Here is a 14,302-nt window from a genome sequence, read left to right on the forward strand (position 1 = left end):
GGTCGGTCAGGCGGCGGCGAATTTGTCCTGGAACTGGAGCCGCGCGAGGCGGGCATAGAGACCGTCGGCGGCGACGAGTTCGTCGTGCTTGCCTTCCTCCACGATGCGGCCGTCGTCCATCACGACGATGCGGTCGGCGGCGCGCACGGTCGCGAGGCGGTGCGCGATGACGATTGTCGTGCGGTCGTGCATCAGCGTTTCGAGCGCGTCCTGAACGAGCTTTTCGGATTCGGCGTCGAGCGCCGAGGTCGCTTCGTCGAGGAGGAGCAGCGGCGCGCGGCGGAGCAGCGCGCGCGCGATCGCGACGCGCTGGCGCTGGCCGCCCGACAGGCGTGCACCGCCCTCGCCCATGAAGGTGTCGAGGCCTTGCGGCAACTTGCGGAGGAACTCCTCGGCATTGGCCGCGCGCGCGGCTTCCCACAGCTCTTCGTCGCTCGCCGACCAATTGCCGTAGCGAAGGTTGTCGCGCGCCGAGGCGGCGAAGATTACCGTTTCCTGCGGGACCATCGCGATACGCGCACGGATGTCGGCGGGGTCGGCCTCGGTGAGCGGGACGCCGTCGAGCAGGATCTGTCCACGCTGCGGATCATAGAAACGCTCGGCGAGCTGGAACAAGGTCGACTTGCCCGCGCCCGACGGGCCGACGATCGCCACCGTTTCGCGCGGGCGGATCGCGAGGCTGAAATCGTGGAGCGCCGGCGCGTCGGGGCGCGTCGGATAGCGGAATTCGACGTTTGCGAACTCGAGCGTGCCGACGGGCGGCTCGGGGAAACGGCGCGGCTTTGCCGGGGGGGCGATGCTGGCTTCGGCATGGAGCAGTTCGCTCAGCCGCTCGGCCGCGCCCGCGGCGCGGAGCAGGTCGCCATAGACTTCGGTGAGCGCGCCGAACGCCCCCGCGACGAGCCCGCCGGTAAGCACGAAGGCGGCGATGGTCCCACCCGTGATCGTACCCTGCGCGACGCCTTCGGCGCCGTACCAGAGCAGGGTGGTGATCGCGCCGAAGAGCAGCCCGATGACCGTCGCGGTGATGATCGCGCGGAGGCGGATGCGGCGCTTGGCGGTGGCGAAATTGGCTTCGACGGCAGTCGAGAAACGTTCGGCCTCGCGCGTTTCCTGTCCGAATGCCTGGACGATCTTCATCGCGCCCATCTGTTCGGCGGTCGTCGCGCCGATGTCGGCGACGCGGTCCTGACTCGTCCGCGAAACCTTCTGGAGCCGCCGTCCGAGGAGGACGATCGGCAGGATGATGACGGGGATTCCGAGCAATATGCCTGCCGTCAGCTTGGGCGAAAGGCTGAACAGATAGATGATGCCGCCGATGCCCATGACGGTGTTGCGTAGCGCGACCGAGACGGTGGTGCCGACGACCTGCTCGATGATCGCGGTATCCGACGTCATGCGCGAAGCGATTTCGGACGGGCGGTTTTCCTCGAAGAAGCCGGGAGCGAGGCGCAGCAGGTTTTGCTGCACCGCCTGGCGGATGTCGGCGACGGTGCGTTCGCCGAGCCAGCTCACGAAATAGAAACGCAGCGCGGTCGCGACGGCGAGCGCGATGCAGATGGCGTAGAAGAGCCGGAAATGCGGCGCGACATTGCCGCCGCCGGCGATGAAGCCGCTGTCGATCATTTCCTTGAACTGATACGGGATCGCGAGCGTCGCGAGCGCCGCGATCCCCAGCGCGATCGCGGCAATAACCAGCTGCAGCGGATAGCGGCTGGCATAATGCCACACCATGCGCAGGCTGCCGAGCTTGCGGCGGGATTCAGCGGAAGCTTTCGCGGCGGAAAGGTCGGTTTGGCTGGCCATCGCACCGGCCCTAGCAGCGGTAGAGACCGCGCTCAACGATGCAGAATGCGGCGCTGCTTCAAGCGCTTTGAAGTCGCGCTGCAAGGAGCGCGGCAAGGACGCCGCGCTCCACCCTTTGTCAGCGATTGTCGAGCTGCGCGCGCACGGCGCGAAGCCCCGCCTGCGTGATGCGGTACGGCGCGCCGCCGTGCGAGCCGATGAAGCCGCGGCGCCGTAGCCGGTGAAACAAGGACAGGCCGGTACTGGCGAGGACAAAGCCGTCGCGGGTGAAGCACAAGGCCTCGACGATATGGCCGTCCTCGCCGCGGCGATGGCGGATCATGCCGCCCTGCGCCAGCACATGGAGCACACGCTGCTCCGCTTTCGAGATATTCATGGGATATGTCCGGATTTTGCATGCAACAACGGCGCGCCGACCGGGGGTCGGCACGCAGCGCACATCCCGTTTTCGCCGGGATGTTAGCGGTTGCCCGCAATCTCAGACATAATCACTCCATCGGCGCATCAGGCGCCTGCGACGGGAAGATTATTCGCAATCGGTACGCCCCGCAATGATTATGATGCATTGCACAATGAGACGGAGCCCCTAGACTGCTAACCAATGAGCAGGCGCCGAAGAGCGCCGCCGGGGTCACGCAAGGAAGAATCGAATATGCTTTATCACGCGTTTGACATGCAGAAGAACTGGCTCGCGGGGGCGAGCGCGCTCGCCACGGCGGGGGCGCAGGTGATGCAGCACCCGGCGAATCCGCTCGGCTATTTCAGCGGCAGCCCGATGTTCGCGTCGGCGCTCGAGGTGTTCGCGCACGCGTCGGCGCCGCGCGGCAAGCCGGGGTTCGAGTTGTACGAAACCGAAGTCGCGGGCGAGACGGTGCGGGTGACCGAGGTGGTCGAAGCGCGCAAGCCGTTCGGCCAGCTCAAGCATTTCAAGCACAAGGGGGCGAAAGACGCGCCCAAGCTGCTGATCGTCGCGCCGATGTCGGGTCATTATGCGACGTTGCTGCGCGGCACGGTCGAGCGGATGCTGCCGGATCATGATGTGTGGATCACCGACTGGCGCGACGCGCGCAACGTGCCGCTGGAGGCCGGCAAGTTCGACCTCGACGATTATGTCGATTACCTGATCGCGTGGCTCGAGCATATCGGCCCCGGCGCGCATATGCTCGCGGTGTGCCAGCCGTCGGTGCCGAGCCTCGCCGCCGCGGCGATCATGGCGGCGAACAAGCACAAGTGCCGGCCGAAGACGCTGACGATGATGGGCGGGCCTATCGACACGCGGAAAGCGCCGACCGCGGTGAACGAGCATGCGACGACGCGGCCCTATGCCTGGTTCCAGGAAAATGTGATCGCGACCGTTCCGGCCTGGTATCCGGGCGCCGGGCGCCGGGTCTATCCGGGCTTCCTCCAGCTCGCGGGCTTCATGTCGATGAACCTTGGCAATCACATGATGAGCCATTGGGAGATGTTCAAACATCTCGTCGATGGCGACGGCGAAAGCGCCGACAAGACCAAAGAATTCTACGACGAGTATCGCGCTGTGTGCGACATGACCGCCGAATTCTATCTGCAGACGGTCGACGCGGTGTTCCAGCGCCATCTGTTGCCGAAGGGCGAGATGACGCATCGTGGCCAGCCGGTCGATGTCGGCCTGATCGAAGATATCGCGATCCTCGCGATCGAGGGCGAGCGCGACGATATTTCGGGGATTGGCCAGACCAAGGCGGCGCTGACGATCGCCAAGGCACTGCCGGCCGAAAAGAAGAAATATCTGATGGCCAAGGGCGTCGGCCATTACGGCATTTTCAACGGCCGCAAATGGCGCGACGAGATCGCGCCGGTGGTCGAGAAGTGGATTCGCGCGCACGGCGGGTAAGGTTCGGCTGCGACGGGTGGCCCGCCGCCCCCGAAAACAATATGTGCGCGCCGCAGGACAATGGCGGGCTGGCGACGGCGGCGAGCGGCAGCCATAACAATCCGGCCCTGTCCCGGGCACCGGAGTGTTGCCATGCCCCAGCCGATCATCAATCGCCAATGGTTGCTGGCCCGCCGTCCCACGGGGCAGGTGCTTGTCGATGATTTCCGGCGATATGATGCGCCTCTGCCCCGTCCCGACCTGGCTGCGGGGGAAATTCTCGTCCGCAATCTCATGTTCGGTTTCGACCCCGCCCAGCGCGGCTGGATGGACGACGTCGCGAGCTATATGCCGCCCATCGCCATCGACGAGCCGGTGCGCGGCAGCGCCGTCGCGCGCGTAATCGCCTCCGCCAACCCCGCCTATCCCGAGGGGGCCATGGTGCGCGGACTGTTCGGCTGGCAGGATTATGCCGTCGCAGCGCGGGCAGGCGAAGCCGATCCGGTGCCAATAGCGGCCGACGTCGCACCCGAAGAGGCGTTGGGCGTGCTGGGCGCGGCCAGCCTCACCGCCTATGTCGGTATGCTGGATGTCGGGCGCCTCGGCGCGGGCGATTGCGTACTGGTTTCAGGCGCAGCGGGCGCTGTCGGATCGATCGCGGTGCAGGTCGCGCGCCTCCATGGTGCGCGTGTCATCGGGATCGCCGGCGGGCCCGAAAAATGTCGTTGGCTGATCGAGGATTATGGCGCCGACGCCGCAATCGATTATCGCAACGAGGATATACGCGCGCGGCTCAGGGCCCTCGCACCGGACGGGATCGACCTGTTTTTCGACAATGTGGGCGGCGCCACCCTCGAAGCGGGAATTGCGCATATCGGGCGTTTCGGCCGGATCGTCCTGTGCGGCGCAATCGCGGGTTACAATGACGAGCGCCCGGCTCCCGGTCCGCGCAATCTGATGCGCCTGGTCTCGCAGCGAGCAGAAATGCGCGGTTTTATCCTGCTTGATCATCTGGATCGGGTGCCCACGGCGATGGAGCAGCTCGGGCAATGGGTTCGCGGCGGCGACATACGCTATCGTACCGACATTCAGTCCGGCTTCGAGGCGGTCCCGCACACCTTCCTGCGCCTGTTCAGCGGCGCCAGCCATGGCAAGCAGCTGTTGCGGATCGACGGGACGGAATAGCCCGGCGCCGTCGGCATACCGCTTGCTGCGGGGCTGCGCACCGGGTCAATGCCAGGGCGATGTGCGCACCGACCAATAGACGATATAGAGCAGCCCCGCCCAGAGCATCAGGATGAAGGCCATCCCGGTGCGGCTCGACGGGCGTTCGCTTGCCGCCTCGGCGGCGGCGTGAAGCTCGGCCCAGAGCGGCGCGGGGATCAGGCGGCGCACAGCGAGCAGGCCCAAGGGCACGATGATCAGGTCGTCGAGCCAGCCGAGCACGGGGATGAAATCGGGGATCAGGTCGATCGGCGACAGCGCATAGGCGGCGACCGCGATCGCCAGCGCGCGCGCGAGCCAGGGTACGCGGGGGTCGCGCGCGGCGAGCCAGGCGGCGTGCGCCTCGACCGCGAGACGGTGGCCAAGGTCGCCGATGCGTTCGGAAAGGGATTTGCCGGTCATCATTTGATCATTACTGTCCCCGCATGGCTATCCAACTGAAAAGCGCGCGCGTCGAACGCTGGCCGGTCGCGGGCGCGTTCGTCATCAGCCGCGGCGCGAGGACGCATGTCGATGTCGTCGTTGCAGAAATCGAGGGAGAAGGTGCCGTTGGGCGCGGCGAGGGGACGCCGATCTATTATCTCGGCGAAGATGCGGCGGGCTGCCGCGACCAGATATTGCTCGCCGCGCCGCATATCGCCGACCTCGACGCCGCGAGTGCGCGTGCCGCGGTGCAGGAATTGATGGCGGCGGGGGCGGCGCGCAATGCGCTCGACTGTGCGCTGTGGGATCTCGAGGCCAAGCAGCGCGGCCTTCGGCTCTGGCAACTCGCCGGATGCGACGAGGCGCCGACGTCGCGGGTGACCGCGTTCACCATCTCGCTCGGATCGCCCGGCGCGATGGCCGAGCAGGCGGCGACGGCGGCCGCCGACGGCTATCGCCTGCTCAAGCTCAAGCTGACCGGCGAGGATGACCGCCTGCGCGTCGCTGCGGTGCGCAAAGGCGCGCCCGAAGCGCGGCTGATCGTCGATGCGAATGAAAGCTGGGGCGCGATCGACATATTGAGCGAGGCCGAGGCGCTTGCCGACATGGGGGTCGAAATGATCGAGCAGCCGGTGCCGGTGGGCGCCGACGCGCTGCTCGACCCGATCTATGCACCGATCCCTTTCCTCGCCGACGAAAGTTGCCAGACAGCAGCCGACATCGCGCGGATCGGTCCCTTTTACGACGGGGTGAACATCAAGCTCGACAAGGCGGGCGGGCTGACCGAGGCGCTACGCATCGCCGACGCCGCCGATGCAGCGGGGCTGTCGATCATGGTCGGGTGCATGTTGTGTACCAGCCTTGCGATCGCGCCGGCCTTTGTTCTGGCGCAGCGCGCGCGCTGGGTCGACCTCGACGGTCCCGCCCTGCTCGAGCGCGACCGCGAGGGCGGATTCGAGTTCCGCGAGGGGCGGATCGGAATCTAGAGCGCCACCTCGGCGTGCTGGCCGAGTTCGCCTTCCTTCATCGTCATCCCCGTCGCGAGCTTGAACAGCCCCTTGATGCTCGGGTCGGCGGTCCAGATTTCGGCATTGTCGAGATCGAAGCGGAGCAGGACCAGCTTGGGGTCGTCCTTGCCGCCTTCGTACCAGGCCGCGATGCTGTTGTTCCATAATTTGTCGAGCACGGCGCGGTCGCTTTCGCGGACAAGCGTACCCGAAATGCAGGCGAACAGGTCGTGACCCTTCGCGGAAAACTGGGCCATCGCGGGGCCGCCACCCGAAAGCCGGTTGTCGGTCGCTGTGAAGAACCAGAAGGCGCTGTTGGCGTCCTTGTCGAGCTGCGCATTCATCGGGATGTGATGTTCGCGTTCGCCGGTCGCGCCGACCATGACATAGGGGCTGTCGGCCAGCGCTTTCCAGAATTGCTTTTTTATATCGTCGCTCATGGGAACGGCTCCTTTCGTCCCCTCGATGACTGATCAATGCGGCAATCGGACGGTCGTTGCCCCGTTCAACGCAGCCGGGGCTCGGCATAGCTGACGACTTCATATTCGATGCCGTCGGGGTCGAGGAAATAGAAGCGGCGGCCCGGCTCGTAATCGCCATGCTCGAACGGGACGAGGCCCACCGCCTTGACGCGCATCTCGATCGTGTCGAGATCGTCGACCTGCACCCCGACATGGTTGAGCGGGACGCCCTTTTCATATTGGGCGCCGGCATGCTGGCCGTCGGGGCCGGTGTAGAGCGCGATATAGGCGGAGTCGCTGCCGAGATGGATCGTGCGGCCGCCGTCGCGCGCGGGGCCGCGCCAGCGCTCGTGCCAGCCGAAGATGGCGGAGAGAATTCCCGCCGTGCGGTCGGGATCGCTGACCGTCAGATTCACATGCTCGATGAAGGGGTGCGTCACCTTGTCTTCTCCTGATTCGCGTTGACGCGCGGCTTATGAAAGCTCAAGTGAGGTTTAGATCAAGCGAAAAGCAAGGAGCGCCCGCGATGCACCGGACCGACCTGATCGCGATCGGCGAGCTCGCGGCGCGCACCGGCGTCGCGGTGTCGGCGATCCGCTTTTACGAAGCGAAGGGACTGGTCGAGGCGCTGCGCACCGGGGGCGGGCAGCGGCGCTTCCTGCGTGCAGACATCCGCCGCGTCTCGTTCATCCTGATCGCGCAGCAACTGGGATTGAGCCTCGAGGAGATCGCCGCCGAACTGACGCGGCTTCCCGCAGGGCGGACGCCGAACGGTGCTGACTGGACGCGGATCAGCACGGGGCTTCGCGCGCGGATCGACGCGCAGATCGCGGCGCTGCAGCGGACGCGCGAACTGCTCGGCGATTGCATCGGGTGCGGCTGCCTGTCCCTGAAGAAATGCGGGCTCTATAACCGCGACGACAAGGCGGCGCAGCGCGGCGCCGGACCGCGCTACTTGCTCGGCGACCGGGCGAAAGAGATTGCCGAGCTGGGCTAGCGGCGATCAGACTGCGGCGAGACGCTCGATTTCGGGCGCGCCGGCAAGGCAGGGACCGAGTTTCGCGCCGAGGGTGCGGAAATGGTCCGACGCGCGGTGCGCCTCGACTGCCGCATCGTCGTCATAGCATTCGAGCACCTTGTAGACGCCGGCCTCGGCGGTACGGAACAGGCGGTAATAGCTGTTGCCGGGCTCGTTCGCGGCGACCGCGGGCGCAAGTTCGGCGAACACGCCTTCGAATTCGGCTTCTTTACCAGCTTGCACGCGCAGCGTGGCGATCACACCGATGGCACTCATCTTCATTCTCCCAATTTGATCAGGCCCTGAGGTCGGGGTCGACGTCCCAACCGTCCTCGACCTGGATGCCGAAGCTGTTCAAAATCATCGAAACTTGCGTGTACTGGCCGACGGTCATGACGAGGTCCATGCGGCCCTTGTCGCCGAGCGGCGCGAGCGCGGCCCAGATGGCATCGCTCACGAAATGGCTGGTCGAGAGTTCGTCGGTGGCGCGGAGCATCGCGCGGTCGAGGTCGCTCCAGCCTTCGGCGTCGGGACCGGCCTTGATGCGCGCGATCTCGTCTTCGGAAAGGCCGCAGTCGAGCCCGATGCGCTTGTGCTGGGTCCATTCGTAACCCGATCGGCAGTTGTAGCCGGTGCGCAGGATGACGAGTTCGCGATCTCGCGCGCTGAGCGCGCTCCGCTTCGAGAGGATATAATTGCCCCAGCCGAGGAAGGCGGTCAGCGCCTTCGGCGCATGGGCAAGGGTGCGGAAGATGTTGAGGATCTTTCCGCCCCCGACCTTGCCGCCATCGGTGGCAAGGAAGGGTTCGAGCGCGGCGCGCTGGTCGGCATCGAGCCGGTCGAGGTCGACCGGCTCGATACGCGGAGCGTTCAGGCGCAAATCAGAAGACCTCGAACAGGCCCGCTGCGCCCTGGCCGCCACCGATGCACATGGTGACGACGGCATATTTCACGCCGCGGCGCTTGCCTTCGATCAGCGCGTGGCCGACGCAGCGCGCGCCAGTCATGCCGAAGGGGTGGCCGATCGAAATCGAGCCGCCATTGACGTTGAGCAGCTCGTTCGGGATGCCCAGCTTGTCGCGGCAGTAGAGGACCTGCACTGCGAAGGCTTCGTTGAGTTCCCAGAGGCCGATATCGTCCATCTTGAGCTCGAAGCGTTCGAGCAGCTTGGGGATCGCGAAGACGGGGCCGATGCCCATTTCGTCGGGTTCGGTGCCCGCGACCGCCATGCCGACATAGCGACCGAGCGGCTGGAGACCGCGCTTCTCGGCGACCTTGGCTTCCATCACGACGCACGCCGACGAACCGTCGGCGAGCTGGCTGGCGTTGCCTGCGGTGATCGTGTGGCCTTCGCCCATCACCGGCTTCAGGCTCGAAAGGCCTTCGAGCGTCGTGTCGGGACGGTTGCACTCGTCCTTGTCGGCGACGACGTCCTTGAAGCTGACTTCCTTGGTTTCCTTGTCGACGACCGCCATGGTCGCCTTGCACGCGACGATCTCGTCGTCATACTTCCCCGACGCCTGCGCGGCGGCGGTGCGCTGCTGCGACTGGAACGAATATTCGTCCTGCGCTTCGCGGCTGATGTTGTAACGCTTCGCGACGACCTCGGCGGTGCCGATCATCGGCATGTACGTGTCCTTGTGCATCGCGATCAGTTCGGCGTCGGTTTCGATGAAGACCTTGCCGCTGCCGCTGACCTTCGAGATCGATTCGATGCCGCCGGCGACGGCGATGTCCTGACGATCGACGATGATCTGCTTCGCGGCGGTCGCGATCGTCATCAGGCCCGACGAGCACTGGCGGTCGATCGACATGCCGGGGACGGTGACGGGCAGGCCGGCGCGCAACGCGACGAGGCGGCCGATGTTCATCGTCTGCGATCCCTGCTGCATCGCGGCGCCGAACAGCACGTCGTCGATTTCGCCGCCCTCGAGGCCGGCGCGCTCGACCGCCGCGCGGACCGAATGGGCGCCGAGCGTCGGGGCGAGGGTGTTGTTGAACGAGCCACGCGCCGCCTTGGTCAGCGGGGTGCGGGCGGTGGAAACGATGACGGCGTCACGCATGATTGGGGTCCTTCTTGTTGGTTCCGGTTATCTTTTCGGGGGAGGTCTGCCGGTCAAATCCTGTTCAGACGAAGAATTGCGTAATCCACTCGGCGATCAGCGCAGGCTTTTCCTCGCCTTCGATCTCGACGGTGATTTCGTTGGTCTGCTGCCACTGGCCGGGGCGCTTTTCCTCGAGCTCGAGCAGCTTCACATGGCTGCGCACGCGCTTGCCCGAGCGGACGGGAGCGAGGAAGCGGACCTTGTTGCCGCCGTAGTTGACGCCCATCTTGACGCCCTCGATCTTCGGCGCGTCGGTCTTTGCGCCGAGCATCGGGATCAGCGAGAGCGTCAGAAAGCCGTGCGCGATCGTGCCGCCGAAGGGCGTCAGCTTCGCCTTTTCCTCGTCGATATGGATGAACTGGTGATCGCCCGTCGCGTCGGCGAATTTGTTGATCATGTCCTGATCGACGAGCACCCATTCGGACGTGCCGATATTCTGCCCGACCTTGGTCTGCAGCTCCTGCGGCGTGGTGGTGGCCATAAATCATCCCCTATATGCTGGTTCGGGGCGCGTTCTAGGCCTCTCTTGACGCGTTGCACAAGGCCCAACCCCCGCGGCCCCGGCGCCGTAGCGTCAGCCGGGCTTGGCTGCCTTCGCGGCGCTCCCCTTGGGTTTCGGAGACTCGGAATAGGGCATGATCATCGTCCCGTCGGGCGCCGCGGTAAAGGTGGTCTGGGTCGGATAGGCGAACTCGTATCCCGCCTTCGCCATCGCTTCGAACAGCCGGATGCCGATATCGGTGCGCGCCGCGGCGACGACGTCGAACTCGTCGCTGAACACGTCGAACAGCAGTTCGAAGTCGAGGCTCGACGGCCCGAAGGTCAGGAAGCTCGAGCGGATGAATTCCTGTCCGCCCGCGACCACCTGTTCCTCGAGCAGCGCGGGAAGGTCGCGCAGCATCTCGGGGCTCGTCTGATAGATGACCCCGATCTTGAAGGTGATCCGGCGGCGGTGGAGATGCGCGAAATTGGTGATCTCCTTGCTCAGCAAATTGGTGTTCGAGATCACCAGCAATTCGCCGTTGAGTGAACGGAGGCGCGTGCTTTTCAGCCCGATACGTTCGACAGTTGCGGTGCTCGTGTCATATTTGATCGTCTCGCCGACGCGGAACGGCCGGTCGAAGATGATCGACAGCGAGGCGAAGAGGTCGGAGAAGATGCCTTGCGCGGCAAGGCCGATCGCGATGCCGCCGATGCCGAGACCGGCGATCAGGCCGGTGACATTGACCCCCATATTGTCGAGGATGACGATCGCTGCGATCGCGAACAAGGCGACGCTGATCAGCAGGCGGATGATCCCCATCGCGTTCGACAGCGTCTCGTTATGCCCCTCGGCGGCGCGGCGCTGGATCAGCCCGAGCACGATCTCGCGCGCCCAGATCGCGACCTGGAGCACCACCGCGACGGTGAAGACGAACTGGACCGTCTGCATGATGATCGCTGGCGGCTGCGCATAGCCCGCGACCATGCGGATCGCGATGATCGCAAGCACGCCGGATCGCGTCTTGTGGATGACCCGCCCGGCGATATGCGTCAGCGTCATCTCGCCCTCTGCCCGCTGGGCATGTTTGAGGGCGAAGCTGCGGACCATCGACAGCAGGAAATAGATGATCAGGCCGACGCCGATCGCGATGCCGATTTGCAGCCAGTGGCTGTCCACCCAGGCGACGCTCATGTCCCACCAACGCTGGAGGTCGTCGAGCGGGTTGGTCGGGGACGCCCGCGCGGGCGCGGTTTTCGGGGCGGCGGAGGTCGCAGCGGCAAGCAGGGAGAAAGTCACGTCGGGTCCTCTTGAATCGGATCAGGCGGATTGGAGCAGCACCGCGGCCGCGGGCGCCTGCTCCAGATAGGTCAAAAATCCGCGTTCGTAACGCGAAAGATAGCGCGTCGCGCGTGGCAGCTTGCCGGCGGCTGCGGCGAAGCGCTCGCGCGCCTGCGCCGCCGCGAGCATCGCGGGGTGGACATAGGCCTTGCGCGCGATCGCCGGCGTGTTGCCGAGGCGGTCGGCGACATGTTCGAGCATCGCCTTCAGCGTTGGCGGTTCGGGCGCGTCGTAAAGGAAGGCGAAGGCCTCGACGCTCGCCGACCAGGTACGGAAATGCTTGGCGCTGAATTCGTCGCCCATCGCCTCGCGGATATAGGCGTTCACATCATCGGAGCCGACGGCGCAGAAGCCGTCGTCCTCGGCATATTGGAACAAATTCTGGCCGGGCAGGTCCTGCAACCGGCGGACGAGCGTGGAAAGGCTGCGGTCGCTGATCGCCACTTCGCGCTTCGCGCCGCCCTTCGCGACATATTTGAGGCGGAGCGTCTTGCCCGAGAGTTTGGCGTGGCGCTGGCGCAGCGTTGTCGCGCCGAAACTCCTGTTCGCGGCGACATATTGTTCGTTCCCGACGCGGAGCGCGGCGAGGTCGAGCAGGCGCACGACCGCCGCGACGACACGTTCGGAGCACAGCGTCCGGCGGTTCAGATCGCCCTCGAGGCGCGCGCGCAGCAAAGGCAGCGCATGGCCGAAAGCGGCGCAGCGGTCATATTTGTCGGCCTCGCGTGCGATACGGAATTCGGGGTGGTAGCGATATTGCTTGCGTCCGCGTGCATCATAACCGGTCGCGAGGATATGGCCGTTCGCTGCCGGGCAGAACCACGCATCCTCATAGGCGGGCGGTAGCGCGATCGCGTTCAGGCGGTCGATTTCGTCGCGATCACGGATAATCTTTCCCTTGGCGTCGCGGTAGCGCCATCCGGCCCCCGAGCGTTCGCGGCCGATGCCGGGCAGGCTGTCGTCGACGTGGATCAGGCGCGTGGCGGACATGGCTCCATAGCGCCCCGGCGGCCTGTTGGTTCCGGCGTCATCCCGGGTTTGTCACCGGATGGCGCGCCGGAACCTGCGCCGGGCGCGCGGTCAGCGGGCGCCACCCCGCTTCCTGCTCGCGCCGCCGGACATAGGTCGACAGTCCCATTTCAAGCGCGAGCATCATGTAGATGAACGGCTGGAATGCGATGCCGACAAACAAGGATCCGACCATATAGGTGATATGGCCGTGCTGGAGCGCGGTCGCCAGCGGCGCGATCCATTGCTCCTCGGCGCGCCGCGTCTTGAGGTAGCGCCGCCGGAGCTGCTCCATGCGGACAAGGCTGATGGCGTGGATCAGCAGCCAGAGCGCGAGCCCCGGATAGCCCTGTTCGCCGAGCATTTCGAAATAGCTCGAATGATAGGCGCGCGATTTTTCTTCATAGACCGTCGCCTGCGCGTTCTGCGGCGCGTTCGGGTCATAGGCGCTTGCGGCCTTTTCGACGCGGACATGGTTCTGGATATAGGCTTCGAAGCCGCCGCCGAACGGATTCTCCTTCGCATATTCCCATGTCCACGCCCACACGGCGACGCGCGTCGAGGCCGACTGGTCGGACTTATGGTCACGGATCGTCTCCATGCGCTCGGTAAAGCTTTGCGGCAGGAAGGGGATCGCCGCGATGGCGAGGAGGCCCGCACCCGCCATATAGAGGAAGCGATGCTTCACCGCGCGCAGCGACATGACCGCGAGGATGACGAGGCAGACGAGCCCGGTGCGCGCCTGCGTCCCGATCGGAAGTAGCGCGCAGGCGAAGACGAGCGCGAAGCAGAAGATCGAGACGCGCCAGTCGGGCGGGAAGATCGTGCCATGCTTGCGATACCAGAGGATCAGCGGGATGATCGAAATCCCGACCGCCGACATGATCGATCCTTCGTAGAGGCCGTAATTTTCGTTGAGCAGCAATTGCAGCGTGCCATAGCCGCCGCCGCCGGCCGCGGTCTTGATGCCGCCGGCGATCGCGATCGCAGCCGCCGAGAGCAGCATGATGAGGACGAGCGATTCGATCCGCAGCTTCGTTCGCAAGGTAAGCGGCAGGAAGATTGCCCAGACGAGCGCCTTCCAAACCCAACTCCACTTGTCCGCCGCCTCGACCGGGAAGTCGGCATTGATCGTCGTCATCCAGCAATAGAAGAGCAGCGCCGCCAGCAGGAATTGTCGCCCCGACCACCGTGTGTCGCGCTTGTCGTCGACCGCGAGCCAGCCGACGATCGCGAGTCCGAAGACGATCAGCGAGATCGGGATCGAATTGATCAGGAAATAGCTGAGGCGCTGCGGCGCGACGATGTCGATGTAGCAAAAGCACAGTATGAAGAGGAACGGCTTCCTGAAGCCGACCCCGATGAAGGCAAAGAGAAAGGCGACAAACGCGAGGTCACGCATCGGGGCGGGCATCCGCTTCGGCGCGTTCGGCGTCGCGGCGCTGCTGCCACAGCATACGCGGGCTGACCTCGCGGTCGAGATCGTCGCGATGGAGCAGGCGCCAGAGTGCAATCGCCATCAAGACGTGCGTCAGGCCAATGGAAAAATTGTCGACCATGTCCGCTCCCGCTACGC

17 protein-coding genes are annotated in these 14,302 nt (G+C 65.4%); 4 read left to right on the forward strand and 13 right to left on the reverse strand.

Features of this window, described 5'->3' with window-relative positions:
- Positions 1-6 precede the first annotated feature (6 nt).
- Complete coding sequence (locus tag ACIPPQ_RS01995; protein ID WP_446542534.1) at positions 7-1,806, reverse strand: ABC transporter transmembrane domain-containing protein; 1,800 nt, start codon at positions 1,804-1,806, stop codon at positions 7-9.
- 118 nt (positions 1,807-1,924) lie between these two features.
- The gene (locus tag ACIPPQ_RS02000; protein ID WP_446542535.1) at positions 1,925-2,182 is read right to left on the reverse strand and encodes a YjhX family toxin; all 258 of its coding nucleotides are present in this window, start codon (positions 2,180-2,182) and stop codon (positions 1,925-1,927) included.
- Between the two features lie 276 nt (positions 2,183-2,458).
- Here ACIPPQ_RS02000 and ACIPPQ_RS02005 point away from each other — a divergent pair, with 276 nt between their 5' ends.
- Together ACIPPQ_RS02005 and ACIPPQ_RS02010 are read left to right on the forward strand one after the other, a co-directional pair.
- Positions 2,459-3,679 carry a polyhydroxyalkanoate depolymerase gene (locus ACIPPQ_RS02005; RefSeq protein WP_446542536.1) on the forward strand — a complete coding sequence of 407 codons (1,221 nt, stop codon included), beginning with the start codon at positions 2,459-2,461 and terminating at the stop codon, positions 3,677-3,679.
- Between the two features lie 132 nt (positions 3,680-3,811).
- On the forward strand, positions 3,812-4,843 hold the full coding sequence (locus tag ACIPPQ_RS02010; protein WP_446542537.1) for an NADP-dependent oxidoreductase: 1,032 nt from the start codon (positions 3,812-3,814) through the stop codon (positions 4,841-4,843).
- A 45-nt stretch (positions 4,844-4,888) separates the two neighbouring features.
- On the opposite strand, the gene ACIPPQ_RS02015 is transcribed toward ACIPPQ_RS02010, so the two are convergent.
- Positions 4,889-5,284 carry a YkvA family protein gene (locus tag ACIPPQ_RS02015; RefSeq protein WP_446542538.1) on the reverse strand — a complete coding sequence of 132 codons (396 nt, stop codon included), beginning with the start codon at positions 5,282-5,284 and terminating at the stop codon, positions 4,889-4,891.
- A gap of 23 nt (positions 5,285-5,307) precedes the next feature.
- Here ACIPPQ_RS02015 and ACIPPQ_RS02020 point away from each other — a divergent pair, with 23 nt between their 5' ends.
- Positions 5,308-6,291 carry a dipeptide epimerase gene (locus tag ACIPPQ_RS02020; RefSeq protein WP_446542539.1) on the forward strand — a complete coding sequence of 328 codons (984 nt, stop codon included), beginning with the start codon at positions 5,308-5,310 and terminating at the stop codon, positions 6,289-6,291.
- On the opposite strand, the gene ACIPPQ_RS02025 is transcribed toward ACIPPQ_RS02020, so the two are convergent.
- Together ACIPPQ_RS02025 and ACIPPQ_RS02030 are read right to left on the reverse strand one after the other, a co-directional pair.
- A complete protein-coding gene (locus ACIPPQ_RS02025; RefSeq protein ID WP_446542540.1) occupies positions 6,288-6,752 on the reverse strand; it encodes a pyridoxamine 5'-phosphate oxidase family protein in 465 nt (154 codons plus the stop codon). The genes ACIPPQ_RS02020 and ACIPPQ_RS02025 overlap by 4 nt on opposite strands.
- Before the next feature lie 65 nt (positions 6,753-6,817).
- Positions 6,818-7,213, reverse strand: a complete 396-nt coding sequence (locus tag ACIPPQ_RS02030) for a VOC family protein (protein WP_446542541.1) — start codon at positions 7,211-7,213, stop codon at positions 6,818-6,820.
- Between the two features lie 86 nt (positions 7,214-7,299).
- On the opposite strand from ACIPPQ_RS02030, the gene soxR reads away from it, so the two are divergent.
- Positions 7,300-7,770 carry a redox-sensitive transcriptional activator SoxR gene (gene soxR / locus ACIPPQ_RS02035; protein ID WP_446542542.1) on the forward strand — a complete coding sequence of 157 codons (471 nt, stop codon included), beginning with the start codon at positions 7,300-7,302 and terminating at the stop codon, positions 7,768-7,770.
- A gap of 6 nt (positions 7,771-7,776) precedes the next feature.
- Here soxR and ACIPPQ_RS02040 read toward each other — a convergent pair whose 3' ends face one another.
- The 8 genes from ACIPPQ_RS02040 to ACIPPQ_RS02075 all read right to left on the reverse strand — a co-directional run bounded on the left by ACIPPQ_RS02040 (position 7,777) and on the right by ACIPPQ_RS02075 (position 14,285).
- Complete coding sequence (locus ACIPPQ_RS02040; RefSeq protein ID WP_446542543.1) at positions 7,777-8,067, reverse strand: putative quinol monooxygenase; 291 nt, start codon at positions 8,065-8,067, stop codon at positions 7,777-7,779.
- Between the two features lie 19 nt (positions 8,068-8,086).
- Positions 8,087-8,671, reverse strand: a complete 585-nt coding sequence (locus ACIPPQ_RS02045) for a carboxymuconolactone decarboxylase family protein (RefSeq protein WP_446542544.1) — start codon at positions 8,669-8,671, stop codon at positions 8,087-8,089.
- 1 nt (position 8,672) lies between these two features.
- On the reverse strand, positions 8,673-9,854 hold the full coding sequence (locus ACIPPQ_RS02050) for an acetyl-CoA C-acyltransferase (protein ID WP_446542545.1): 1,182 nt from the start codon (positions 9,852-9,854) through the stop codon (positions 8,673-8,675).
- A gap of 64 nt (positions 9,855-9,918) precedes the next feature.
- Positions 9,919-10,377, reverse strand: coding sequence for a MaoC family dehydratase (locus ACIPPQ_RS02055; protein ID WP_327453389.1), 459 nt, complete (start codon positions 10,375-10,377; stop codon positions 9,919-9,921).
- A 93-nt stretch (positions 10,378-10,470) separates the two neighbouring features.
- Positions 10,471-11,571 (reverse strand): mechanosensitive ion channel family protein, encoded by a 1,101-nt coding sequence (locus ACIPPQ_RS02060; RefSeq protein WP_446543096.1) that lies wholly within the window; start codon positions 11,569-11,571, stop codon positions 10,471-10,473.
- A gap of 126 nt (positions 11,572-11,697) precedes the next feature.
- Positions 11,698-12,708, reverse strand: a complete 1,011-nt coding sequence (locus tag ACIPPQ_RS02065) for a DNA topoisomerase IB (protein WP_446542546.1) — start codon at positions 12,706-12,708, stop codon at positions 11,698-11,700.
- Positions 12,709-12,745: 37 nt separating this feature from the next.
- A complete protein-coding gene (locus ACIPPQ_RS02070) occupies positions 12,746-14,128 on the reverse strand; it encodes a putative O-glycosylation ligase, exosortase A system-associated (RefSeq protein ID WP_446542547.1) in 1,383 nt (460 codons plus the stop codon).
- The gene (locus tag ACIPPQ_RS02075) at positions 14,121-14,285 is read right to left on the reverse strand and encodes a hypothetical protein (RefSeq protein ID WP_446542548.1); all 165 of its coding nucleotides are present in this window, start codon (positions 14,283-14,285) and stop codon (positions 14,121-14,123) included. The genes ACIPPQ_RS02070 and ACIPPQ_RS02075 overlap by 8 nt, the downstream gene beginning before the upstream one ends.
- Between the last annotated feature and the right edge of the window lie 17 nt (positions 14,286-14,302).

This window comes from Sphingopyxis sp. LARHCG72, from assembly GCF_052871675.1.